This window comes from Nonomuraea sp. NPDC049646 (assembly GCF_044465525.1).
In the GTDB taxonomy this organism is placed as follows: Bacteria; Actinomycetota; Actinomycetes; order Streptosporangiales; family Streptosporangiaceae; genus Nonomuraea.
On the sequence record NZ_JBITLU010000015.1, the window covers coordinates 168,343 to 189,253 of the forward strand.

The window sequence follows — 20,911 nt, forward strand, 5'->3', positions numbered from 1 at the left end:
CCTAGTAGACCAGGGCCTGGGCGCCCTCGCTGACCGCCTCCTCCACGAAGGCGGGCGCGCCGGCGATGCGCACCCCCTCGATCACGTCGTCGACCGTGATGGCGCGGCGGGCGGCGCACTGCGTGCACAGCGTCACCCGGCCCGCCGCCAGGACGGCTTCCAGCAGGTCCGCCAGCGGCGCCGCGTGGGGCAGGGAGAACTCCTTGGCCCGCCCCGGCAGGGCGAACCAGGACGACTCGCCGGTCAGCCAGAGGGAGACCGGGACGCCGCTCGCGAGCGCGGCCGCCGCCACCGTGAATGCCTGGTTGCACCGCTCAGGGGCGTCCGCCCCCGCGGTCACCTTGATCACCAAAGATCGTGCCATGGCGTCACCCTAACCCTGACCGACGCGGCCCCACACGTACGGATCGGCCTGGGCGCTGCCGAACGGCGACCAGGCCAGGCGCGTCTGCCCGGTCCTGTCCCGGGTGTCGGAGTCGTAGACGAGCACGTTCGCTCTCAGCGCGGTGGGCGGCGCGGGCAGCAGCGCGAACGGTATGCGCACCTCGACGCCGTACCCGCCGTCGTGGGCCGCGGACGCCACGCCCACCCGCGGGGCGGGGCCCTGGCGGGCGTCGGCGTCGCGGGCCGCGCACGGGCCGCCCCCGGCGGTGTAGGGCAGGACGCCCAGCTTGAACGTGGTCGAGGTGTCGTCGGAGTCGCCGCGCGGGTCGAGGGCGATCTCGACCGCGTCGGTGCGCCAGTGGCGCTCGCACTCGTCGAGGGCCGCGCCGCGCGCCTCGTCGGTGACCTCGACCTGGACGTAGAGGTCGGCGCCGTGGCGGGTCAGCCGGGCGGTCGCGGCGCAGTCGGCCGGCGGGCAGCGCTCGCCCTCCCAGTGGGCGAGGGGCAGGGCCGGGCCCGCGTACTCGCCGGGGGAGGCGACGCCGTCGAGCACGGGTGCGCGCCCGGCGACCGGGAGCGTGGTGGCGGGCGGCGCGGGGTAGTCGGGCTGCGCCCGGTTGGCCAGCCAGGGCAGGCCGGTCGCGCGCGCCCAGTCGCGGAACTCGGCGTACAGAGGACGCAGGCCCGCCTGCTCGACGACGGGAGCCGGCACCGGCCGCCCGCCGTCGAAGACGACCGAGAACCAGTCGCACCCGAACGGCCCGGCCACCTTCGCCGGCCGCGCGGCGAACCCCTGCGTGCGGTACGCGCGCTCGGCGTCGCGCTCCCGCTGGGCCCACGTGACGCGGTGGCGCGGCGACCAGGCGCCCGCCCAGACGCCGAGCTGCGGCAGCCCGGTGGCCGGGTCGCGCAGGCCGGACGTCGCGCAGCCGGGGCCCACCGGGCCGCGCAGCCCCCAGTTCTGGGTCAGCAGCCGGGTGGCCCGCCAGGGCGCGCCCTTCCCGGGGAACGCGGCGGGGTCGGCGGCCAGCCGGAACGCCTCGACGGCCAGCCGGGCGGCGAGCTGGTGCCCGCCGTGCTGGCCGAAGGGTCGCGGGTCCATCGTCACCACGGTCGAGGGCCTGGTCGCCCTGATCGTCTCGACCAGCCGCCCGAGGGTGCCCGGCCCCCACGCGCGGGCGGTCAGGGGCGCCGACAGCGTGTACCAGAAGTCCGGTCTGTCCAGGTAGAAGACGTCGTGGATGCCCGCGTGCGCGACCGCCTCATGCTCCTCGGCCTCCCTGATCCGGCCGAGCGCCGCGCCCTTCTCCGGCCCGGCGGCGTTGCCGCCGCCCTCGCCGCGGGTGACCGTCACGACCCCGGTGGTCAGCCCCAGGCGTTCGCGCCACTGCCCGAACGTGGACAACGACTGGTATTCGTCGTCCGGATGGGCGCCCACGAACAGCACGTCGACGTGCGGCGGCACGGCCCAGGCATCCAGCATCGCGGCTCCCCCCGGCGAAACCTCTCCCCGATCCAGAAGGTTAGCGACCGGCGCTAGGCTTGGTGAGCATGGAAGAACCTGAGGTGCACCCCGCTCTGGAGCAGATCGCGTTCCTGCTCGGCCGCTGGGAGGGCGCCGGCGTGGGCGGCTATCCGACGATCGAGAGCTTCAACTTCGGCCAGGAGATCGAGTTCGGCCACAACGGCAAGCCGTTCCTGACCTACGTCAGCCGCACCTGGCTGCTCGACAACGACGGCAACCGGGTCAGGCCGCTGGCCACCGAGTCCGGCTACTGGCGTCCGCAGCCCGACCGGCAGATCGAGGTGGTGCTCGCGCACCCGACCGGCATCGTCGAGATCTACATCGGCGAGGTCGTCTTCCACAAGATCGAGCTGCGCACCGACGTCGTGGCCCGCACCTCCACGGCCAAGGAGTACACCGCCGGCCACCGCCTCTACGGCCTGGTCAACGGCAACCTGATGTGGGCCTACGAGATGGCGGCCGTCGGCCACCCGCTCACCGACCACATGTCGGCCGAGCTGAAGAAGGTGTCCTGAGCATGACCTCGCCCTTCACCCCCGACGCCGTCGAGGCGATCAAGCGCCACATGAACGACGACCACACCGGCGACGCCCTGGTCATCGTGCGCGGGCTCGGCGGCCGGCCGCAGGCCGCCTCGGCGGTGACCAGCGACGTCGACGCCGAGGCCATGGAGTTCACGGTCGACGGCGGCGAGCGGGTGCGCGTGCCGTGGGGCGAGACGCTGACCGAGCGCGCCCAGGTGCGCAAGGCGGTCGTGCGCCTCTACCGGGCGGCCTGCGCCGAGCTGGGCATCGAACCCCACGGGGAACACTGAGGGGAGAAACAAGAAGGGCCCCGGGCAACACTCCGCCTGCCGAGCAGACGGGCCGGATGGACCATGGTCGGGATGCGTCATCCCGCCCTCCGGCTGCCAGGGGCCCCGGTGGTTGCCTCGGATTCGCTTGCGACACGAGACAACAGTCCGCAGCGCTAGCGGACAACCACCTCGCTAGCCCGACTATGACTATCCATTATTCGGACCACCTCCTTTCCGCGTACTCACGAAGTTATGCGGTCGCGAGCGCCGGGGGCAAGTAATTATCGGACGGCCGCGAACAGGCGATCGTGCGCTTTACACTCGGGGGCATGACCGAGACGCAGTGGCACGAGGAACTCCGCGCCAAGGGCTACCGGGTCACCCCGCAGCGGCAGCTCGTGCTCGAAGCGGTCAAGGATCTGGAGCACGCCACGCCCGAGGAGATCTGCACCAAGGTGCGCGAGACGGCGCGCGGGGTCAACATCTCCACGGTCTACCGCACGCTCGAACTGCTCGAAGAGCTCGGCATGGTCACCCACACCCACCTCGGTCACGGCGCGCCGACCTACCACCTGGCGGCCGAGGCCGACCACGTCCACCTGGTGTGCCGGGGTTGCGACGAGGTCTTCGAGGTGCGTCCCGAGCTGGCCGAGGGGCTGGTGAAGGGGCTCGACGAGGAGCTGGGGTTCGCGGCCGACGTCCATCACCTCACGGTGTTCGGCCGCTGCCGCAACTGCCGCTGACATCTCGGCTCCGGCGCGGGCACCGGCGTCGGGCGGCGTCGCGCGGGCGGATAGCCTTGGGTACATGCGTAGCCCTCTGCTCGATCTCCCCGGCGCCGTCGCGGCCGACGGGCCGGACGCCGACGTAGCCGCGCACTATGGCGACCTGTTCGCCGAGCAGCGCGCGCTGGCCAAGGGTGAGGCGGTCGTCGACCGCAGCAACCGCGAGGTGGTCCGCATCTCCGGCGCCGACCGGCTGAAATGGCTCAACGACCTGACCTCGCAGAAGCTCGACACGCTGACGCCCGGCCAGTGGACCCAGACGCTCGACCTCGACCTCCAGGGCCGCGTCCTGCACCACCTCACGCTGGTCGACGACGGCGAGAGCGTGCTGGCGCACGTCGAGCCCGGCACGGCGCAGAGCCTGATCGACTATCTCGACCGCATGCGGTTCATGCTGCGCGTCGAGGTCTCGCGGGCCGACGACCTGGCGGTGCTGTCCACGGCCGGTGAAGACTTCCTGGTGCCGCGGGACGAGCTGGCCGATCATCTGGGCCGGCCCCTGGCGGGGTTGTGGGCGTACGAGGCGCTGCGCATCGAGGCCCACCGGCCGCGGCTCGGCTTCGAGACCGACCACAAGACGATCCCCCACGAGGTGGGCTGGATCGGCTCGGCCGTTCACCTGAGCAAGGGCTGCTACCGCGGCCAGGAGACGGTCGCGCGCGTCCACAACCTGGGCCACCCGCCGCGCCGCCTGGTGTTCCTGCACCTCGACGGCAGCGTCGACACCCTGCCCGCGCACGGCGACCCGGTGATCTTCGAGAGCCAGGAGATCGGTGTCGTCGGCTCGGCCGCCCGCCACCACGAGCTGGGCCCGATCGCGCTGGCCGTGGTCAAGCGGACGGTCCCGGTCGACGCGCCGCTGCTGGCCGGTGGCGTGGCCGCCGCCCAGGAGGTCGTCGTGCCGCCGGACGCCGGTCGCAACGTCAGCATCGACCCCTCGCTGCGCCGCCGGATCCGCTGACCCCGCTCAGGCGTCGATGTCGAGGACGAGCGTGATCGGCCCGTCGTTGACCAGCGAGACCTTCATGTCGGCGCCGAAGCGGCCGGTCTCCACGTGGGCGCCGAGCGCCCTCAGCTCCTCGACCACGGCCTCCACCAGCGGTTCGGCGACCGGCCCCGGAGCCGCGGCCTGCCAGGTGGGGCGCCGGCCCTTGCGCGCGTCGCCGTAGAGGGTGAACTGGCTGATCACCAGGAGCGGGGCGGAGACGTCGGAGCACGACTTCTCGCCGTGCAGCACGCGCAGGCCCCACAGCTTGGCGGCGAGCTTGGCGGCCTCGGCGCGGGTGTCGGTGTGCGTCACGCCGACCAGGACGAGCAGCCCCGGCTCGTCGACCGCGCCGACCGTCTGCCCCTCGACCTCGACGGAGGCCGAGCTCACTCGTTGTACGACTGCTCGCATGGCATCCCATTCTGGCGCAGATGGAACTGTTCGTAGACTCGTGCCGAAAGGGGGCGCGTAATGTCGCTTGTTGTCGAGGTTGTCCGGTCGGGGTTCGTGGAGTCCACCCATCAGGCCCGCATGCTGACCGTGGACGCGCAGGGCGTCCCGGTGGAGACGCGGGGAGCGGTGCACGTGCCGGCCTCGCCGCGATCGTCGATGAAGCCGCTGCAGGCGCTCGGCATGATGCGCAACGGCCTCCGGTTGGAGGGTGAGCTGCTGGCCCTGGCCTGCGCCTCGCACTCCGGTGAGGCGTTCCACGTGGACGGCGTACGGAAGATCCTGGCCGGAGCGGGCCTGGACGAGTCCGCCCTGCTGTGTCCGGAGGACCACCCGTACGAGCGCACCTCGACCGAGTTCGGCCGGGTCTACATGAACTGCTCCGGCAAGCACGCCGCCATGCTGGCCACCTGCGTGCTCAACGACTGGCCGCTGACGACGTACCTGGAGCCCGCGCACCCGCTCCAGCGCGCGATCCGCGCGACGGTCGAGGACCTGACCGGCGAGCGGGTGGCCGCCTCCGGCGTGGACGGCTGCGGCGCGCCGCTGTTCTTCGTCTCGATGCTCGGCGTGACCAAGGCGTTCCGGGCCTTCCCGCTGGCCGCGGAGGGCTCGTTCGAGCGGCGCATCTTCGACGCCATGCGCGCCCACCCCGAGTGGACCTCCGGCACCGACCGGCCCGAGGCCAAGCTCATGCGGGCGATCCCCGGGCTGATGCTGAAGGCGGGCGCGGAGGCGTTCGACGCGTTCGCGTTCGAGGACGGCCGGGCCGGCACGATCAAGATCGAGGACGGCTCGCAGCGGGCCCGCGTGCCGGTCACCGTGGCGGCCCTGCGCTCGCTCGGCCTGGACGCGCCCGAGCTGGCCGAGCTGGCCCGGCCGGCGCTGCTGGGCGGCGGCCGGCCGGTCGGGGAGCTGCGGATCCGCTAGAGGGGCGAGTCCGCAGCCGCCGCCACGCGGAGTGTCTAGAGGGTGCGGAACTGGCGGCTGGCGGAGATGGCCCCTGAGGTCGTCGTGGTGAACGTGCGCATCGACCCGGCGAACTTGGACAGGTCCCACTCCGCCGGCCCGTGGTACCAGTAGAGGTTGTCGGCCTGGTGGCCGTTGCCGGTCACCGAGGCCACCACCCGCGACCAGTGCTCGACCCCGTCGAAGATCACCGCGTAGGGCAGGTAGCGCGAGAACAGCTCCACCCGGTGCTGCTCGGGCACCTCGCCGAGGTCGCCGGAGAACAGGTACTCGCGGAAGCCCATCGTGTGCGCGAGCGCGGCCGAGCCCTTGGCGGTCTTGGCCGGCATGTACTGGCCGCCGACGGCCAGCGCGCCGCCCGCGATGACCAGCGCCAGCCCCAGCAGCCCGTACGTGGTGAACCAGGCCAGCCCGACCGTGGCCAGCAGGCCCACGCCGATCAGCACGACGCCGATCGTCGTCCACCGGGTGCGCTCGGTGTCGGGACGGCGGGCGAACCAGCCCTGCTCGACCACGTCGGTGTAGAGCGCGTCGCGCACCTTGCCCAGATGGCCGGCGAACGAGCCGGACAGCTGTGACAGCAGCACCGCGTCGCGGCCGTCGAAGACCGCGTCGTACAGGGCGCGCTCGTACGTCAGCAGCGAGTTGACCGGCGCGTTCTGCAGCCTGACCAGCAGCCAGTCGGGGGCGTCGTAGGTCTGGCGGGGCTGCTCGTCGATCCGCAGGTAGCCGCGGACGGCCAGGTCGACGATGGTGGCGGTCACGTCGACCACGTCGGCCTGCTCGTCCACCAGCGTGCCGATCTGGCCGGGACGCACGCCGTCCGGCGGGGTGAAGTGCCCGTTCTGGATGGGGTCGATCCCGCCCTTCTCGTGGCCCGCGACCCGGGCGTCCCGGCCGCGCGTCCAGTAGAGCAGGCCGACGCCGCCGAGCAGCAGCACGAGCAGGGCGGCCAGCGCGCCGCCGGTGACCAGGTCGAGGGTGAACGCCGAGGCCAGCGAGAAGCGCCGCTCCAGGATGGGCGCGCCGGTGCTGGAGCCCTTGGGGTAGCCGACGACCACCGTCAGGGCCTGGCCCGCCGCGAGGTTGTCCTGCTCGAAGTCGGCCCGGGTGCCGGTGTGGTCCATCGAGGCCGAGGTGCAGCCGATCGCCGAGGTCAGGTCACCGGCGAAACACGACAGGTTCTGCACCTGGCCGGGCCCGCTGACCTGGACGGTCGCCTTGGTCACGGGGACGTTCCAGCCGCTGACGGCGAACCAGCGCAGCTCCTCGGCCCCGCCGGAGGTGGTCACCGCGCCCTTGACGTCGTACTCGACGGTCTGGCCCGTCACGGTCAGGACGTCGCCGTCGAGCTTGCCGCCCTTGACGTTGGTGACCCGGTAGACGCGGTCGTTGTCGTCGTCGTAACGGGTCTTGGTGAGCAGGGTGCGCTTGAGGCCACCGGACGCCCCGGTGATCTTCTCGACCACGTGGAGGGTGCCGTCCTTGGCGAGCGTCATCGTCACCTGGTCCGTGATCCCGGCCTCCGCCGAGGCGGGGGTGGCCAGCAACGTCAGAGCGGTGGCTCCCAGGGCGGCCAATGTGAGTCTGAAACCCGTCATGGCGGGACATCGTAGCGGTTGCGGGTGTCAATCCAGGGTGATGGCGTCGGCCGCCCGGCGTACGCTCTCGGGCGAGGCGGCCATGCCCGGGTTCTCCAGGGCCAGCGCCTGGTTCAGGGCGACGTAGGGCCGCATGCGCCGCTCGTACCGGTCGAACGCCCCCTCGGGGGCCTGGCCCAGTTCCTCGGCCAGCACGTACGCCCCGACCAGGGCCAGGCTGGTGCCCTGCCCCGACAGCGGGGAGGGGCAGTACGCCGCGTCGCCGATCAGCGCGACCCGGCCCTGCGACCAGCGGTCCATCTCGACCTGGGCCATGGCGTCGAAGTAGAAGTCGTCGGCCTGCCACATGGCATCAAGCAGCTTGGGCGCCTCCCAGCGCAGCCCCGAGCAGTGCTCCTGGACCAGGCGCTTCTGCTGCTCGACGTCGCGGTGGTCGTAGTCGATCGGGCCCGCGGCGAAGCCCAGGTTCACCTTCATCACCGCCGGGTCGCGGTCGCTGAACAGGCCGAACCCGGCCTCGCCCTCGCGGTGCCAGAGCTGCCAGCGGTCCAGGCCGAGGAAGTTGTCGGTGGTGTAGATGGAGACGTACATGCCGAGGTGCTTGAGGAAGCGCTCCTCCGGGCCGAACACCAGCCGCCTGACGTTGGAGTGCAGGCCGTCGGCGCCGATCACGTAGTCGTAGCGGTCCCGGACGCCGCTGTCGAAGGTCACGTCCACGCCGTCGCCGTCCTGGGCGAGGGCGGCGATGGAGTCGCCGTAGCGGCAGGGGGCGTCGGTGACGGCGCCGACGATCGCGGTGAGGTCGTCGCGGGCGATCTCGACGTCCGGGCTGTCGAGCCGGCCGCCGCTGATCGTCTCCTCGGTGCTGCGCATGATCTCGTTGCCGTCGCCGTCGACCATGGACATGCCGCGCATGGTCGTCCGCGCGGCCCTGACCTGCTCCAGGATGCCCATACGGTCGGCCACGACGAGGGCGGCGCCGCGGAGGTCGACGGCCTGGCCGCCCTTGCGCGGACGCGGCGCGCGCTCGACCAGCGTGACCTCGAAGCCGCGCCGCCGCAGCCAGTGAGCCAGGACGGGCCCGCCGACGCTCGCTCCCGATACCAGAACCTTCATGCTGCGCCCCTTGTTGTTGACGTTGTACGCGGAACTGAATGTACGGCGTACATACAGCAGCTCACAAGGGTAGACTGATAAGATCTGTACTAGTACAGAGAAAGGGTTGCGATGACCGCTCCGCCCTACGCGCGCATCGTCGAGGACATCAGGCGGCGCATCGCCGACGGCCGGCTCCGCCCCGGCGACCGGGTGCCCTCCACCAGGCAGCTCGCCCGCGACTGGGAGGTCGCGCTCGCCACGGCCGCCAAGGCGCTCACCGTCCTGGCCCAGGAGGGCGTGGTGGTCGCCGAGCCGCGCGTGGGCACGATCGTGGCCGAGACCCGCGGCGGCAGGGCGCGGCGGGCCCCCGTCCCGTCCGGCGATGACCTGACCCGCGAGCGCATCGTGGCCGCGGCCGTCGAGATCGCCGACGCCGACGGGCTCGCCGAGCTGACCATGCGCGGCGTCGCGGGCCGGCTCGGCGTGGCCACCATGTCCCTCTACCGGCACGTCGGCGGCAAGGACGACCTGGTCATGCTCATGATCGACCAGGTGATCAGGGAGTTCCCGCTGCCCGACCCGCCGCCCGACGGATGGCGGGCCAGGCTGGAGACCGCCGCCCGGATGCAGTGGGCGGGCTACCGCACCCACCCGTGGATGGCCAGGGTCACGTCACTGACCAGGCCGCTGCCCTCGGCCAGCCTGATCACCCACACCGAGTGGGTCATGCGCACGCTGGAGGGCTCTCCCCTCGATCCCATGAGCAAGATGCACGTGCACACCCTGCTGTTCAGCTTCGTCCAGGGCCTGGCCGCCAACATCGAGATGGAGCAGCAGGCCCAGGCCGCGACCGGGCTGACCGCCGACGAGTGGATGACCAGCCGGGAGGGGGAGCTCCAGGCGCTGGCCGAGTCGGGGCGGCTGACCGCCTTCACCGGCGTCATCGAGGAGCTGGGCGGCGAGTTCGACCTCGACCTCGACCGGCTGTTCGCCTTCGGCCTCGACGCGCTGCTCGACGGGCTCGCCGGGCTGATCGAGCGGCGCTAGTCGGAGATCGCGATGCGCAGCCGGCGGAAGCCGCGGCCCTTGCTCTCGATCTTGGCCACCTTGATGCGGCCGATCTGCTTGGTCGAGGCCACGTGGGTGCCGCCGTCGGCCTGCGTGTCGAGGCCCACGATGTCGACGATGCGCACGTCCTGGACGGCCTCGGGCACCAGGTTGCTGGCCGTGCGGATGATGTCGGGGATCTCGAACGCCTCCCGCCGCGGCAGCACGCGCACGTCGATGCGGCGGTCGGCGGCGATCTCGGCGTTGCACGCGTCCTCGACGGCCTCCTTGAAGCCGGGCGGCACCTCGGGCAGGTCGAAGTCCATGCGGGCGCTCAGCTCGTCCATGTTGCCGCCGGTGACCAGGCAGCCGTAGTCCCTGAACACCACGCCGCACAGCACGTGCAGCCCCGAGTGCGTACGCATGAGCGCCGAACGCCGGGCGTCGGCCACCGCTGCCTCGACCACCGTGCCGGCGGGCGGGATCGGGTCGCCTTCGGCGGGGATCAGGTAGAGATCGTCGCCTTTGCGTACTCCGACGATGCGCGTCTCCACGCCCTGCCAGACCAGAACTCCGTGATCGGCAGGCTGGCCGCCCCCGCCTGGATAGAATGCCGACCTGCTCAGCACGATCCCCTCAGGCGCCGCGTCCAGCACGACGGCTTCGAAATCTCGCAGGCTCTGGTCGGACAGTTCGAGCCGCTGCGTGCGTCCGTGGAGGTCGGCGGTCATATCGGCAGCCTAGTGCCCCGGGGTGATTATGCGTGGCCTGATGCTTCGAGGAAGAATCGCCCCGGTCATCGCAATAATGGGGATATTTGCTGGAATTTCAGCATGTACGAGTGCGGTGGCCCGGACGCCGCCGCAGCGGGCGCCTGAGGCCGTCCCTCCCGCCCGTCCGGCGGTGCCCGTGATGATGTTCGTGGGCGACAGCTTCACGGTCGGATCCGGCCCGGTGCCGCCCTGGCGGACCTACGCCTCGGAGTCGGCGCGGCTGCTCGGCTGGCAGCCGGTCATCGCCGGCGCGGGTGGCACCGGCTATCTCAACGAGGGCAAGGTGGGCCGCACGTTCCGGCGGTCGTTCGAGGAGGAACTGGCCTGGCGGCCGGCCCCCGACGTGCTGGTCATCTCCGGCGGCCACAACGACCAGCGCTGGAGCACCGGGCAGGTGCGCGAGGCCGCCGCCGACCTGCTCGCCGAGGTGCGCCGCCGCTGGCCGGTCACCAAGGTCGTGATGGTCGGCCCGATCTGGCTGGAGGACACCCCGGCCAAGGCCTACCGGGTGCGCGACGCCCTGGCGGAGGTGGCGGGCGCCGCGGGCGTGCCGTTCCTCGACCCCATGCGCCGCAAATGGGTGACCGGCAGGCCGTCGGAGACGGTGCTGCCCGACGGCGTGCATCCCACGTTCGCCGGGCACGAGCGCATCGCCGCGTGGCTGGCGGCGGAGCTGGCCTGAGCCGGCCAGGGGCCGGCCGGGCCGGTCTACCAGGGGCCGTAGGGGCCGCTGTTGCCGCGGCCCATGCCCTTGACGGCGGGCTTGACGTCGACGATGTAGATGGTGGCGGCGATGACGGCCAGGATGGAGAACAGGCCGAGCCCGTTCAGACCGATGAACCGGAAGCCGCCGATCAGCATGAAGTCGTTGAAGTAGCCCAGCGCGCCGCCGCCGGAGAGCAGGGTCGCCAGCGCGAGGATGAGCACCCAGATCTTCTTCTGCAGCTTGCCCGCCGAGACGAACGCGTTGGTCGGCACGCGTGCCGCGTGCACCAGCGCGTAGATCGACATGCCGAAGATGACGGCGGCGAGCACCAGGAAGAGGAAGTTGAAAACGCCGTTGATCATATTCATGTTGCTGGCTCCACCCAACGCCGCGATGAAATCGGCCCCAGCCTAATAGGCGTCCCCGACAAGCGGGCGCCGGAACAGAAACGGGCCCGCCTCCGCGGAGGCGGGCCCTTTCGGTCGCTCAGGCCTTGGCCCGAGGGGTACGCGTGGTCTTCTTGACGGGCTCGGCGACGGGCGGCTCGGCGGCCTCCGACACCTCCTCCAGCTCAAGGGCGGCCTCGCCGGTCGTCTTGCTGACGACCTTGCGGCCACGGGTGGCGAAGTCCTCGTAGACCTCGGTGGCCTTGTTGCTCAGCTGGTCGGCGTACTCGCGGGCCTTGTCCGGGAACTCGCGGACGAAGCCCTCGGCCTTGTCGGCGTACTCGCGGGTCTTCTCCGGCAGCTCCCTGGCCAGCTCCGAGCGGCGGGACTGGAGCTGACGCAGCTGCTCGGGCAGCTCGCGCAGCTTCTCGACGGCGAAGTCGCCGGCGCCGGCGACGGCGTAGAACGGCTTGGAGTCGGTGAGCTTCTTGACCTCGGTGGCAAGCGTCATGGGTTAACCTTCCTTGGTTTCCTGGGTGACGGTCCCGTTGCCGGGGGAGGCCGCGTAGGGCTCAAGCGCGGCGAGATACTCCTCGGGCAGCGGCGGCTCGTCGTCCGCGGTGGAGTCGTGCTGAGGGCGGGCGTTCTGGGAGGTCTGCTCGCCCTCGGTGCGGTTCTCCTTGCGGAACGATTCATAGATGTCGATCAGCACCTGGCGCTGCCGCTCGGTGAGGAGCGTGTCGGCGTTGACCGCGGTGATCACGTCGCTCGGCGGCTCCCGGTCCTCGATGAGGCCGGCCTGCACGTAGAGCGCCTGCGAGGAGATGCGCAGACCCTTGGCGATCTGGTTGAGAATCTCCGCGCTCGGCTTGCGCAGCCCGCGCTCGATCTGGCTCAGGTAGGGGTTGGAGACCCCTGCCGCCTGCGCGAGCTGGCGCAGCGAGATCTTCGCCTGTTGCCGTTGCTCGCGGATGTACTCGCCGATCGAGCCGACCTTCGGTAGTGCCATACCCACAGTCTGCCGTCCCGTGCTTGCAATTGCAAACGGAACGGCTAACACCTGCAAGCAGTCAGAGCTGGTAGACCCACAGGAAGGGGGTGGTGGTGAGCAAGCTCACAGAGAGGGCGAGATAGCCGTACCGGACAAATGCTGACAATTCCGGCCCCGGCTTGATCAGGCGGTCCACCCTGGCCATGACGTTGTGCGCGTGCACGCCGAGCATGCCCTGGGGGGTCGGCATGGCGCCGGCCGTACCGAACCTGAGCAGCGCCGTCGCCAGCCTGCGCGGCGAGCAGTAGCGGCGGGCGCGGTCGTCGGCGGCCATCTCGATCAGCAGCTCCACCTGCGCCTGCGCGTCGGCCACCACCTTCGACCAGGGCAACGCCCGGCGCAGCGCGGCGAACGGCAGCAGCACCAGGTCGTGCCGCTCGCGCACGTGGGCGGCCTCGTGCGCCAGCACGGCCGCCATCTCGTCCGGCGACAGCAGCTCAAGCGCGCCCGCGCTGACCACGACCTGCGACCGCAGCCCCGGCACGCAGTACGCCGCCGCGCTGGGATGGTCGAGCACCCGCACCCCCGGCACGCCCGGATCGTCGCGGGAGATCAGCGCCAGCAGCACGCGATGCCGCCGCCGCGCGCGCAACGCCTGCACGCCGGCCGTGAGCAGCACCACGACCAGCACCGCCAGCGACGTGAGACCGGCGATCATGGCCAGGACGTGCAGCGGGTCCCACGCCTCGACCGGCGTCTCCCCGCGCGCGAAGGCGATCAGCCCCGGCAGCACGCCCACGTTGTAGGGCATGACCGCGTAGGCCAGCATGGCGCCGGTGGTGGCCAGGCCCCAGGCCACGCCCAGGGACTGCCAGACGATGATGGCGAGCCTCGGGGCACGGGAGGTCCACCGGGCCGTCGTGAAACGCCAGGAGCCGAGCGCGCACGCCGTGGCGAGCGCCGCTAGCACCGCTGCCGTGATCACTCTTCCTCCAGCTCCGTGAGGGCTCTCCGCAGGATCTCCGCCTCCGGGCCCGACACGGCCTGGGCGAAGCGGGTCAGGGCGGCCGATCGGTCGCCCGTCAGGTCCAACGCCTCAAGCATAAGCTCGGCGATGTAGGCGTCACGGCTCGCGGCCGGTTCGTAACGCCACGCGCGGCCGTCCCTGGTGCGCTCCAGGAAGCCCTTGCGCGTGAGGCGGTCGAGTACGGTCATCACCGTCGTGGGGGCGAGGTCGCGATCGGCAATCAGCCTGCCGACCTCGCGGGCGGTCAGCGGGTTGTGCTCCGCCCAGAGGATGTCCATGATGCTGCGCTCAAGCTCGCCAAGACCCTTCACGCCCTTCAGGGTAGCTCTACAAGGCGTCGAGCTGGCATCCGGGAGCGGCGAGTGGCGGCGCGGAACCCCGCCTGGCAGGCTCGGTGAGATGAATGTCACGTTGGTGCAGGGCGACATCACCGAGCAACGGGCCGACGCGATCGTGAACGCGGCCAACTCCTCGCTGCTCGGCGGCGGGGGCGTCGACGGCGCCATCCACCGCCGCGGCGGGCCGGAGATCCTGGCCGAGTGCAGGCGGCTGCGCGCCGGGCACTACGGCAAGGGCCTGCCGACCGGCCGGGCCGTCGCCACCACCGCCGGCCTGCTGCCGGCTCGCTGGGTGATCCACACGGTCGGGCCGGTCTACTCCAGGTCGCAGGACCGCTCCGAGCTGCTGGCCGCCTGCCACCAGGAGTCCCTGCGGGTGGCCGACGAGCTCGGCGCGCGGACGGTGGCCTTCCCCGCGATCTCCACGGGCGTCTACGGCTGGCCGCTCGACGACGCCGCCCGCATCGCCGTCGCCGCCGTGCGCGCGGCCGGGACATCGGTGGAGGAGGTCAGGTTCGTGCTGTTCGACACCGCGGCCTACGAGGTGTTCCTCGCACAGCTCTCCCGATAGCCGGGATCCCGTCAGCTCTCCCGATGGCCCGGATCCGTCAGCGCGGGTCCACCGCCGACCAGGGCAGCGTCAGCTCGCCGAGCCGCCATCGGGCCGGGCCGCCGAGCGGCGGGCGCGTCGCCACCGGCCACTGCGCGGCCAGCAGCCGCACGGACGCCAGCCAGCGCTGCCGCAGCCCGTGCACCCCGTAAGGGGCGCTGACCGCCCACGCGTGGTCGAAGTCGCGCAGGAACGCATGGATGCGCTCACCCGGGACGTTCCGGTGGATGAGGGTCTTCGGCAGCCGGTCGGCCAGGTCGGAAGGCCGCTCGAAGGCGTCGAAACGGGCGGAGAACGTCAGCGTGCGCGGGCCGTCGGGGGACAGGCCCACCCAGACCGCCCGCCGCCCGGTCTCGGAGCAGGTGCCCTCGACCAGCACGCCGCCGGGGGCCAGCCTGCCGCACAGCACGTCCCAGTAGTGCCACGCCTCCGCCTCGCCGTACTGGCGCAGCACGTTGAAGGCGCGGACCAGCGTCGGCGGGCGCGGGACGGGCAGCTCGAAGCCGCCGAGCACGAAGCTCAGCCCCTCCCGCTCGTACGGCTTGGCCAGGGCCACCCTGGCCGGGTCGATCTCGATGCCGACCACCTCGACGCCGGGCGCGACCGCGCGCAGCCGGGTGAACAGCTCAAGCGTGGTCGTGTGCGAGGCGCCGTAGCCCAGGTCGACGACGAGCGGACGGACGGCGGCGCGCAGGGCCGGGCCGTGCACGGCGGCCGTCCAGCGGTCGACCCGGCGCAGCCGGTTGTGCCACGTCGTGCCGCGGGTGATCGCGCCGACCGGTCTGGCCATCCGGCTCAGCCTCCGCTGACGCGGTGCACCTTGTGCTGGGCGGCCTGGGCGCGCGGCCTGATCACCAGGCGGTCGATGTTGACGTGCGACGGGCGTGTCACGCACCAGGCGATGGCGTCGGCCACGTCGTCGGAGGACAGCGGGTCGGGGACGCCCTCGTACACGCGGGCGGCGGCGGCCTCGTCGCCGCGGAAGCGGGTGACCGCGAAACCCTCGCTCCTGACCATGCCCGGCGCGATCTCGACCACCCGGACCGGCTGACCGACCAGCTCAAGGCGGAGGGTCTCGGCCATCGCGGACTGGGCGTGCTTGGCCGCGCAGTAGCCGCCGCCGCCCTCGTACGAGACCAGGGCGGCGGTCGAGGTCAGCATCACCAGCACGCCGTCGCCCGACTCCACGAGTTTGGGGATCAGCGCCTGGGTCATGCGTAGGGAGCCGAGTACGTTCGTGTCGTACATCTGCTGCCAGTCGTCCAGAAGGCCGTCCGTGACCGATTCCATGCCGAGCGCGCCACCGGCGTTGTTGACCAGCACGTCGCAGCGGTCGAGCGAGCCGACCAGCGCGTCGACCGACTCCTGAGAGGTCACGTCGAGCGTCACCGGCCTGATCGAGGGCACCTCCGCGGCCAGCTTGTCCAGCCGGTCGCGGCGACGGGCGCCCGCCACCACCACGTAACCTTCAGCGGCGAGCCGCCGCGCGGTCGCCTCGCCGATGCCGCCGCTCGCGCCGGTCACCACTGCCGTTCTCTGCATGCCCCTCATCCTGCCAGGGCGGACGCGGTGCGAACCGCGGCAGGGAATGTCGAAAAAATTCGGATAGTTGTATTCCGCTTGGAGGTGATGTCGAGTGAGGCGACGACGGGTCAGCCGGGTCGCGACCATCAGCATGCACACATCGCCATTGGACCAGCCCGGCACGGGCGACGCCGGTGGGATGAACGTGTACATCGTCGAGTCGGCCAGGAGACTGGCGCAACTCGGCGTGGAGGTGGAGATCTTCACCAGGGCCACCGCCCGCGACCAGCCGCCCGTGGCCGAACTCGCCCCAGGCGTCCTGGTACGGCACCTGACGGCAGGGCCGTACGAGGAGATGGACCGCGCGGACCTTCCCGGGCAGCTGTGCGCCTTCCTGTCGGAGGTGCTGCGCACCGAGGCCATGTACGACCCGGGCCGCTACGACGTCATCCACTCCCACTACTGGCTGTCCGGGCAGGTCGGCTGGCTGGCCAAGGAGCGCTGGGGCGTGCCGCTCGTGCACACCATGCACACCATGGCCAAGGTCAAGAACCTGCTGCTCGCCCAGGACGACAAGCCGGAGCCGCAGGCCCGCGTGGTGGGCGAGGAACAGGTCGTCGAGATCGCCGACCGCCTCGTGGCCAACACCGCCGACGAGGCCCGCGAGCTCATCGACCTGTACGGCGCCGCCCGGCAGCGCGTGGCCGTCGTGAACCCCGGCGTCAACCTCACCGTGTTCCAGCCCGCCTCGCAGGGCGCCGCCCGGCAGCGGCTCGGCCTGCCGCAGGACGCCCGCGTGCTGCTGTTCGTGGGCCGCATCCAGCCGCTCAAGGCCCCCGACGTGCTGCTGCGAGCGGCCTCGCGCATGCTCATCGACGACCCCTCGCTGCGCGGCCGGCTGGTCGTCGCCTGCGTCGGCGGGCCGTCGGGCAACGGGCTCGCCCGGCCGTCCATCCTCACCGAGCTGGCCGCTGAGCTGGGCATCTCGGACGTCGTCCGGCTCGTGCCGCCGGCTCCGCAGGAGGAACTGGCCGACTGGTACCGGGCGGCGGACGTGACCGTCGTGCCGTCCTACAGCGAGTCGTTCGGGCTCGTGGCCCTGGAGTCGCAGGCGTGCGGGACGCCGGTCGCCGCCGCGGCCGTGGGCGGGCTGCGCACCGCCGTCGACGACGGCGTCTCCGGCGTGCTGGTGGACGGGCACGACCCCGACGAATGGGCCCGCGTCCTGCACCGCCTGGTCACCCTGCCGGAATGGCGTGAGCAGTTGTCGCGGGGGGCGCGCACGCACGCGGCCGCCTTCGGCTGGCAGGCGACGGCGGGCCGGCTCATGGAGGTGTACGCGGGCGCCGTCGCGAATCTGCACAAGGTGCCCGTGGCGCTCAACTTCTAGCGGCTGGACGCCCTCGCGTCGCGCGCTCCTAAGCTGGATCCCATGCGCGATGTCGTCGAAGCCGCGCTCAAGGCCGCGGACGTCTCCTACGACGAGCCGCGGCCCGGGGCGTTCCTGGTCAAACTGCCCGGACAGCACAAGCTCGCCACCATGACATGGCTGATCGTCGGCGAGCGGGTGCTGCACGTCGAGGCGTTCTTCTGCCGCCAGCCGGACGAGAACCACGAGGAGTTCTACCGCTGGCTCCTCGGCAAGAACGGCGCCATGTACGGCGTGCACTTCTCCCTCGACCCCGTCGGCGACGTCTACCTCGTCGGCCGGCTGCCGCTGGCCGCCGTCAGCGAGGAGGAGGTCGATCGGCTGCTCGGCTGCGTGCTGACGTACGCCGACGACTGGTTCGACCGGGCGCTGGAGCTGGGCTTCGCCTCCTCGATCAGGCGGGAGTGGGAGTGGCGTGCCAAGCGCGGCGAGTCCCTGGCCAACCTGCAGGCATTCGCCCGGTTCGCCGACCCCGGGCAGTGACCTGCCGGCGACCTGCCGGCGACCTGCCGGCGCTCCGGGCGGCGGCCATAGGATTGGCCGCATGGCGACTTTGGTGCTGCTACGGCACGGTGAGAGCGACTGGAACGCGAAGGGCCTGTTCACCGGTTGGGTGGACGTCAGCCTGTCGGCCAAGGGCGAGGACGAGGCCCGGCGCGGCGGCCGGCTCCTGCAGGAGGCCGGTCTGCGGCCCGACGTCCTGCACACCAGCCTCCTGACCCGGGCCATCCAGACGGCCCAGCTCGCCCTGGGCGAGGCCGACCTGCTCTGGCTCCCGGTCAAGCGCAGCTGGCGGCTGAACGAACGCCACTACGGGGCCCTGCAGGGCAAGAACAAGGCCCAGACGCGTGAGGAGTTCGGCGACGAGCAGTTCATGCTCTGGCGCCGCTCGTACGACGTGCCGCCGCCGCCCATCGCCGACGACGACGAGTACTCCCAGGCCGGGGACCCCCGCTACGCCCTCCTGCCGCCGGAGCTCATGCCGCGCACGGAGTGCCTGAAGGACGTCGTCGACCGCATGCTGCCGTACTGGTACGACGAGATCGTCCCCGACCTGGCCGCGGGGCGCACGGTCCTGGTGACCGCGCACGGCAACTCGCTGCGCGCCCTGGTCAAGCACCTCGACGGCATCGGCGACGACGACATCGCCGGGCTCAACATCCCCACGGGGATCCCGCTGGCCTACGAGCTGGACGCCGACTTCAAGCCGCGGGTGCGCGGCGGGCGCTACCTCGACCCGGAGGCCGCCAAGGCCGCCATCGAAGCGGTGGCCAACCAGGGCCGCTGACCCCCACAGCTTCTCGGGCGCCTCGCGCGGCGCCGCGTGTGCCGCGCGAGGCGCCCGCCGGTTTCCTGGCTTGGCCTGCGGCGTCGTGTCCGGGGCGTCCGCGATGGGCGCGGGGTCGGGGCCGGGGGAGCTGATTCGCCGATGCCGGACTCTGAAATGTGTGGGCCGTTCTGGGGCGAGGTGCCTATGCTTTCGGGGATGTGAGCACCTCTGCCAGAGCTGAGCGCTCCTGCCCCCTTCCGTCCTCCGGGGAAGCCCGCATTCCGGGCGGGACGGTCTGACGTGCCGACCTGGGAGCCGCATGTGTCGCGCGGGCTCGTACGCGTGGTCGAGGCGTCCTGTTGCGAGGAGTACGTCCTGTGCTTCGAGGCGGCGCAGTTCTTCGTGCGGCGGGTCACCGAGCGAGGGGAGCACGAGGAGACCGCCAGGGGCCCGTACGCCCGTGCCGCCGCGGTCTGGGCCGAGCTGGCACGGCGGCACGTGTGCCGGAGCCGGCAGGCGGCCTCCTGACGCGACCGGCCGTGGCACGGCCCGTCAGCCGGACGTCGGGCGCAGGACGAGGGTGACGAACCCGAAGACGTCCCGGTAGACGCGCAGCCACTCGGCGCGGTGGGCGTCGGCCGTCGTGATGGCCTCGCTCCTGTCCGGATGGTCGGGGTTGTCCAGAGCCCAGGACGCCAGCGAGCCCGTCCAGGCCCATTCGTAGTCGTCGAGCTCCTGGCGCGTGCTGATGTGGCCCTGCACCGGCGTCCAGCCGTCGGCGGTGACGCGGTCCACCAGGGCCGGCAGGTCAGTGAGCTCGCCGAGCATCTCCACCGCCTCCGCGGACGGCTCCCGGTCCCAGAAGCCGTCGCCCACCAGGACGCGCCCGCCGGGGGCCAGGTGCTCGCGCGCCGCCGCGAGCGTGGGGAGCAGGCCGCCGAACGCGTGCGTCGCCCCCACGCTGATCACCAGGTCGAACGCGTGCGGGGAGGTGAACTCGGCGGCGTCCGCACGATGCAGGACGAGCCTGTCGTGGACGCCCAGCGCCTGCGCGCTCTCGCGCGCGTGCGCCAGCGAGCCCTCGGCGATGTCCACGCCCTCCGCCTGCAGCTTGGGATGCGCGCCCAGCGCGCGCAGCAGCCACTCCCCGCCGCCGCAGCCGAGGTCGAGCACGCGCGCGTCGCCCTGGGGCAGGGCGCGGTCGAGGAGGCGGCGCACCGAGTCGTCGTCGAGCGGAGCCGCGATCGGATGGTCCGCGTGGGCGAGCCGGGAGATCTGTTCACGATTCACCGGCGGAGCGTGCCACATGCGGAGACGTCGCCGCATCCGCTTTTGACCAGGAGACGAGGCGGTTGGCGGGCGTCTGTCGCTGCTCGCCGCAGTTTGTCCCGCCGGTTTGCACAGCGGGTTCGTCCCGCCGGTTCGTCCCGCCGGCTTGTCCCGCCGGTTTCCCGCCCCATGCCCGGCCGGGGACATGCGAAGCGGGCGGCCCCCCGACAGGTGCCGCCCGCTGCGTCCGGGTGAAGAGCTCGCCTCCGGGAGGCCGTCAGCTGGGACGGGAGCCGGTGACCAGGTAGACGACGTCCCTCGCCACTCGCACCGCGTGGTCGGCGTACCGCTCGTAGTACCGGCCGATCAGCGTGATGTCGATCGCCGGCTCCACGCCGTGCTTCCAGTCCTTGGCCAGGATGTTGCGGAACAGCCGGCGGTGCAGCCGGTCCATCGCGTCGTCGTCCTCCTCCAGTTCGAGGGCCGACTCCACGTCCCTGGAGGCCACGCAGCTCCCGGCCTTGGTGACCAGGTTCTCGGCGATCTGCCCCATTTCCACGATGGTCGAGCGCGTCTCGGGCGGAATCGCCGAGTCGGGGTGCCGCAGGCGGGCCACCTTGGCCACATGGACGGCGAGGTCGCCCATGCGTTCGAGGTCGGTGCCCATGCGCAGCGCCGTGATGACCATTCGCAGGTCCACCGCGACCGGCTGCTGCCTGGCCATCAGCTCGAAGATCGACGACTCGATGTCGGCGAAGATGGCGTTCACCTCCTGGTCACGGGAGATGACGCTCTCGGCGAGCTGGAGGTCGGCGTCGAGGAGGGCCGTGGTGGCACGGGAGATGGCCGAGCGGACCAGCCTCGTCATCTCGACCAGCTTGCCCGTCAGGAGATCAAGTTCTTCATGGTACGCGTCGCGCATGTCGTCACCGTACGTGCCACTCG

27 protein-coding genes are annotated in these 20,911 nt (G+C 71.8%); 12 read left to right on the forward strand and 15 right to left on the reverse strand.

The features are described from left to right. Window position 1 precedes the first annotated feature (1 nt). Together ACIBQ8_RS37335 and ACIBQ8_RS37340 are read right to left on the reverse strand one after the other, a co-directional pair. Window positions 2-364, reverse strand: coding sequence for a DsrE family protein (locus tag ACIBQ8_RS37335; protein WP_397194413.1), 363 nt, complete (start codon window positions 362-364; stop codon window positions 2-4). A 9-nt stretch (window positions 365-373) separates the two neighbouring features. Then, window positions 374-1,867 (reverse strand): sugar-binding protein, encoded by a 1,494-nt coding sequence (locus ACIBQ8_RS37340; RefSeq protein WP_397194414.1) that lies wholly within the window; start codon window positions 1,865-1,867, stop codon window positions 374-376. A 68-nt stretch (window positions 1,868-1,935) separates the two neighbouring features. On the opposite strand from ACIBQ8_RS37340, the gene ACIBQ8_RS37345 reads away from it, so the two are divergent. The 4 genes from ACIBQ8_RS37345 to ACIBQ8_RS37360 all read left to right on the forward strand — a co-directional run bounded on the left by ACIBQ8_RS37345 (window position 1,936) and on the right by ACIBQ8_RS37360 (window position 4,451). After that, on the forward strand, window positions 1,936-2,424 hold the full coding sequence (locus ACIBQ8_RS37345) for an FABP family protein (RefSeq protein ID WP_352319740.1): 489 nt from the start codon (window positions 1,936-1,938) through the stop codon (window positions 2,422-2,424). Between the two features lie 2 nt (window positions 2,425-2,426). Continuing rightward, on the forward strand, window positions 2,427-2,723 hold the full coding sequence (locus ACIBQ8_RS37350) for a DUF2470 domain-containing protein (protein WP_387679382.1): 297 nt from the start codon (window positions 2,427-2,429) through the stop codon (window positions 2,721-2,723). A 311-nt stretch (window positions 2,724-3,034) separates the two neighbouring features. Further along, window positions 3,035-3,448: a Fur family transcriptional regulator gene (locus ACIBQ8_RS37355; protein ID WP_357967168.1), complete on the forward strand. Its 414-nt coding sequence runs from the start codon at window positions 3,035-3,037 to the stop codon at window positions 3,446-3,448. A gap of 64 nt (window positions 3,449-3,512) precedes the next feature. Next, a complete protein-coding gene (locus ACIBQ8_RS37360; RefSeq protein ID WP_397173370.1) occupies window positions 3,513-4,451 on the forward strand; it encodes a YgfZ/GcvT domain-containing protein in 939 nt (312 codons plus the stop codon). A 6-nt stretch (window positions 4,452-4,457) separates the two neighbouring features. Here the strand turns inward: ACIBQ8_RS37360 and dtd are convergent, their stop codons facing one another. Then, window positions 4,458-4,889, reverse strand: coding sequence for a D-aminoacyl-tRNA deacylase (dtd, locus tag ACIBQ8_RS37365; protein ID WP_357967172.1), 432 nt, complete (start codon window positions 4,887-4,889; stop codon window positions 4,458-4,460). 60 nt (window positions 4,890-4,949) lie between these two features. On the opposite strand from dtd, the gene ACIBQ8_RS37370 reads away from it, so the two are divergent. Next, window positions 4,950-5,858, forward strand: a complete 909-nt coding sequence (locus tag ACIBQ8_RS37370; RefSeq protein ID WP_397173372.1) for an asparaginase — start codon at window positions 4,950-4,952, stop codon at window positions 5,856-5,858. Window positions 5,859-5,893: 35 nt separating this feature from the next. Here ACIBQ8_RS37370 and ACIBQ8_RS37375 read toward each other — a convergent pair whose 3' ends face one another. Then, the gene (locus tag ACIBQ8_RS37375; protein ID WP_397194415.1) at window positions 5,894-7,498 is read right to left on the reverse strand and encodes a DUF2207 domain-containing protein; all 1,605 of its coding nucleotides are present in this window, start codon (window positions 7,496-7,498) and stop codon (window positions 5,894-5,896) included. A 27-nt stretch (window positions 7,499-7,525) separates the two neighbouring features. Further along, a complete protein-coding gene (locus ACIBQ8_RS37380; RefSeq protein ID WP_397194416.1) occupies window positions 7,526-8,614 on the reverse strand; it encodes an FAD-dependent monooxygenase in 1,089 nt (362 codons plus the stop codon). Window positions 8,615-8,725: 111 nt separating this feature from the next. On the opposite strand from ACIBQ8_RS37380, the gene ACIBQ8_RS37385 reads away from it, so the two are divergent. Further along, the gene (locus ACIBQ8_RS37385; protein WP_397173378.1) at window positions 8,726-9,643 is read left to right on the forward strand and encodes a TetR/AcrR family transcriptional regulator C-terminal domain-containing protein; all 918 of its coding nucleotides are present in this window, start codon (window positions 8,726-8,728) and stop codon (window positions 9,641-9,643) included. On the opposite strand, the gene ACIBQ8_RS37390 is transcribed toward ACIBQ8_RS37385, so the two are convergent. After that, a complete protein-coding gene (locus tag ACIBQ8_RS37390; RefSeq protein ID WP_397173380.1) occupies window positions 9,640-10,374 on the reverse strand; it encodes an alanyl-tRNA editing protein in 735 nt (244 codons plus the stop codon). The genes ACIBQ8_RS37385 and ACIBQ8_RS37390 overlap by 4 nt on opposite strands. A 181-nt stretch (window positions 10,375-10,555) precedes the next feature. On the opposite strand from ACIBQ8_RS37390, the gene ACIBQ8_RS37395 reads away from it, so the two are divergent. Continuing rightward, complete coding sequence (locus ACIBQ8_RS37395) at window positions 10,556-11,098, forward strand: SGNH/GDSL hydrolase family protein (RefSeq protein WP_397173549.1); 543 nt, start codon at window positions 10,556-10,558, stop codon at window positions 11,096-11,098. Between the two features lie 26 nt (window positions 11,099-11,124). On the opposite strand, the gene ACIBQ8_RS37400 is transcribed toward ACIBQ8_RS37395, so the two are convergent. The 5 genes from ACIBQ8_RS37400 to ACIBQ8_RS37420 form a co-directional block, all read right to left on the reverse strand. Then, on the reverse strand, window positions 11,125-11,490 hold the full coding sequence (locus ACIBQ8_RS37400; RefSeq protein WP_357967187.1) for a DUF2516 family protein: 366 nt from the start codon (window positions 11,488-11,490) through the stop codon (window positions 11,125-11,127). Window positions 11,491-11,608: 118 nt separating this feature from the next. After that, a complete protein-coding gene (locus ACIBQ8_RS37405; protein ID WP_397173382.1) occupies window positions 11,609-12,019 on the reverse strand; it encodes a hypothetical protein in 411 nt (136 codons plus the stop codon). Between the two features lie 3 nt (window positions 12,020-12,022). After that, window positions 12,023-12,517 (reverse strand): helix-turn-helix transcriptional regulator, encoded by a 495-nt coding sequence (locus ACIBQ8_RS37410; RefSeq protein WP_352355473.1) that lies wholly within the window; start codon window positions 12,515-12,517, stop codon window positions 12,023-12,025. A 61-nt stretch (window positions 12,518-12,578) separates the two neighbouring features. Further along, window positions 12,579-13,484 (reverse strand): M56 family metallopeptidase, encoded by a 906-nt coding sequence (locus ACIBQ8_RS37415; RefSeq protein ID WP_397173384.1) that lies wholly within the window; start codon window positions 13,482-13,484, stop codon window positions 12,579-12,581. Further along, on the reverse strand, window positions 13,481-13,837 hold the full coding sequence (locus tag ACIBQ8_RS37420; RefSeq protein ID WP_352319711.1) for a BlaI/MecI/CopY family transcriptional regulator: 357 nt from the start codon (window positions 13,835-13,837) through the stop codon (window positions 13,481-13,483). Before ACIBQ8_RS37420 ends, ACIBQ8_RS37415 begins: the two co-directional genes overlap by 4 nt. Before the next feature lie 88 nt (window positions 13,838-13,925). Here ACIBQ8_RS37420 and ACIBQ8_RS37425 point away from each other — a divergent pair, with 88 nt between their 5' ends. Next, on the forward strand, window positions 13,926-14,435 hold the full coding sequence (locus ACIBQ8_RS37425) for an O-acetyl-ADP-ribose deacetylase (RefSeq protein WP_397194417.1): 510 nt from the start codon (window positions 13,926-13,928) through the stop codon (window positions 14,433-14,435). Between the two features lie 37 nt (window positions 14,436-14,472). Here ACIBQ8_RS37425 and ACIBQ8_RS37430 read toward each other — a convergent pair whose 3' ends face one another. Together ACIBQ8_RS37430 and ACIBQ8_RS37435 are read right to left on the reverse strand one after the other, a co-directional pair. Then, complete coding sequence (locus ACIBQ8_RS37430; protein WP_397173388.1) at window positions 14,473-15,264, reverse strand: class I SAM-dependent methyltransferase; 792 nt, start codon at window positions 15,262-15,264, stop codon at window positions 14,473-14,475. A gap of 5 nt (window positions 15,265-15,269) precedes the next feature. Continuing rightward, entirely contained in the window at window positions 15,270-16,016 is a 747-nt protein-coding gene (locus ACIBQ8_RS37435) for an SDR family NAD(P)-dependent oxidoreductase (RefSeq protein WP_397173390.1), read from the reverse strand. Between the two features lie 94 nt (window positions 16,017-16,110). Between ACIBQ8_RS37435 and mshA the strand changes: the two genes are divergently transcribed. From mshA to ACIBQ8_RS37455, 4 genes are all read left to right on the forward strand, one after another. Next, window positions 16,111-17,388, forward strand: a complete 1,278-nt coding sequence (gene mshA, locus ACIBQ8_RS37440; RefSeq protein WP_397173392.1) for a D-inositol-3-phosphate glycosyltransferase — start codon at window positions 16,111-16,113, stop codon at window positions 17,386-17,388. Between the two features lie 42 nt (window positions 17,389-17,430). Further along, complete coding sequence (locus tag ACIBQ8_RS37445; RefSeq protein ID WP_397173394.1) at window positions 17,431-17,910, forward strand: YbjN domain-containing protein; 480 nt, start codon at window positions 17,431-17,433, stop codon at window positions 17,908-17,910. Between the two features lie 61 nt (window positions 17,911-17,971). Continuing rightward, window positions 17,972-18,715, forward strand: coding sequence for a phosphoglyceromutase (locus ACIBQ8_RS37450; protein WP_397173396.1), 744 nt, complete (start codon window positions 17,972-17,974; stop codon window positions 18,713-18,715). Window positions 18,716-19,018: 303 nt separating this feature from the next. Beyond that, entirely contained in the window at window positions 19,019-19,225 is a 207-nt protein-coding gene (locus tag ACIBQ8_RS37455; protein WP_397173398.1) for a hypothetical protein, read from the forward strand. A 24-nt stretch (window positions 19,226-19,249) separates the two neighbouring features. Here the strand turns inward: ACIBQ8_RS37455 and ACIBQ8_RS37460 are convergent, their stop codons facing one another. Then, window positions 19,250-19,987 (reverse strand): SAM-dependent methyltransferase, encoded by a 738-nt coding sequence (locus ACIBQ8_RS37460; protein WP_397194418.1) that lies wholly within the window; start codon window positions 19,985-19,987, stop codon window positions 19,250-19,252. A 256-nt stretch (window positions 19,988-20,243) separates the two neighbouring features. After that, complete coding sequence (phoU, locus tag ACIBQ8_RS37465; protein ID WP_397173402.1) at window positions 20,244-20,888, reverse strand: phosphate signaling complex protein PhoU; 645 nt, start codon at window positions 20,886-20,888, stop codon at window positions 20,244-20,246. Window positions 20,889-20,911: the final 23 nt, after the last annotated feature.